Source organism: Enterobacter sp. 01-M-03-SI-ECC, assembly GCF_047530215.1.
Classification (GTDB): domain Bacteria; phylum Pseudomonadota; class Gammaproteobacteria; order Enterobacterales; family Enterobacteriaceae; genus Enterobacter; species Enterobacter chengduensis.
Window position 1 is genome coordinate 1 of record NZ_JBLKDA010000092.1, and the last position, 1,336, is coordinate 1,336.

The following is a 1,336-nucleotide window of genomic DNA, read 5'->3' on the forward strand; positions in this document are numbered from 1 at the left end:
AAACGGAATCTATGGTCACTCCCGTTTTTGCAACACCGATTTTGACGATAAGTTGGCTTGCTTGAATCTATCCGGCGTCTGAATGGGATTTTATTCCCGCGCCTCGATGAGTTCCGCGCCTGATGAACCTCCAGAAAATATACGGCTTCAGCGAGCCTTTCCGTTTTACAGGTTCCTCAACAGGCCGGTGGGCCGTTTGTATCATCAATATCAGTATTCGCAAAACCAGATGAATGATTGTTTAAACTGGTGTATTTCTGCCTTTATGCTTCGTAAGTTTGCTGTCGCGCCGTCAGTGCCCAGGCTATTCTGGCCAGCTTGTTTGCCAGAGCACAGGTGACGACAAAGTTGCTTTTCCGACACAACAACTCCCTGACCCAGTCGGCCAACTTGCCAGACTGGTGTTCCAGTTTTTGTATGAATACCCTGGCACACTGAACCAACAAAGTTCGGATCTTTTTGTTGCCCCGCTTGCTAATCCCTAACAATGTCGTCCGACCTCCCGTGCTGTACTGTCGGGGTACCAGCCCTGTTGCCGCCGCAAAGTCACGGCTGCTGGCGTACTGCTTCCCGTCGCCAATCTCAGTTGAAATAGTACTGGCAGTCAGCGTTCCAACGCAGGGAATACTCAGCAAGCGCTGTCCAACCTCATCTTCGTCCAACTTTCGTTTCAACTGAGATTCCAGATCTTTAATCTGCTCAACAAGATAGTGATAATGCTGTTGTAATTTCAGCAGTAACTGGCTGAGATAAAGAGGCAAACTACTGTCCTCAAGAAGGGTACTCAGTCGACTAATAACGGCAGCACCTCGCGGAACGCTGATACCAAATTCCAGCAGAAAAGCATGCATCTGATTAGTTGTTTTCACCTTATCCTGAACCAGGGATTCACGGACACGATGCAGAGCTCGCATTGCCTGCTGAGATTCGGTTCTGGGCTGCACGAAACGCATAGATGGACGTGATGCTGCTTCACAGATAGCTTCAGCATCAACGAAGTCATTTTTGTTGCTTTTAACGAATGGGCGGACAAATTGCGGTGATATCAGCTTTGGAAAATGCCCTAACTCTGCCAGCTTGCGTGCCATAAAGTGAGAACCGCCACAGGCTTCCATCGCGATGGTTGTTGCTGGGCATGTCGCCAGAAATTCGATTAGCTTTGGTCGGGTGAATTTTTTACGGTAAACGGCCTTCCCACGATGATCCTGACAATGAATATGGAAAGAGTTCTTACCCAGATCGATACCAATAAGCGCAATGTTTTCCATGATGGTTCTCCGAATGAAAGCCTGTCCTCAGCATAGTACTGGGAAGGAGGGAGTGACCATCTCATTAA

The 1,336-nt window shown here is 48.4% G+C and carries 1 protein-coding gene; it reads right to left on the reverse strand.

From position 1 onward, the window contains the following. Positions 1-263: 263 nt before the first annotated feature. Complete coding sequence (locus ACMWKK_RS26195; RefSeq protein WP_000427614.1) at positions 264-1,268, reverse strand: IS110-like element IS5075 family transposase; 1,005 nt, start codon at positions 1,266-1,268, stop codon at positions 264-266. Positions 1,269-1,336 lie beyond the last annotated feature (68 nt).

Coding starts and splice junctions, on each gene's coding strand:
- ACMWKK_RS26195 (WP_000427614.1), bottom strand. CDS start 1,268: ATGGAAAACATTGCGCTTATTGGTATCGATCTGGGTAAGAACTCTTTC.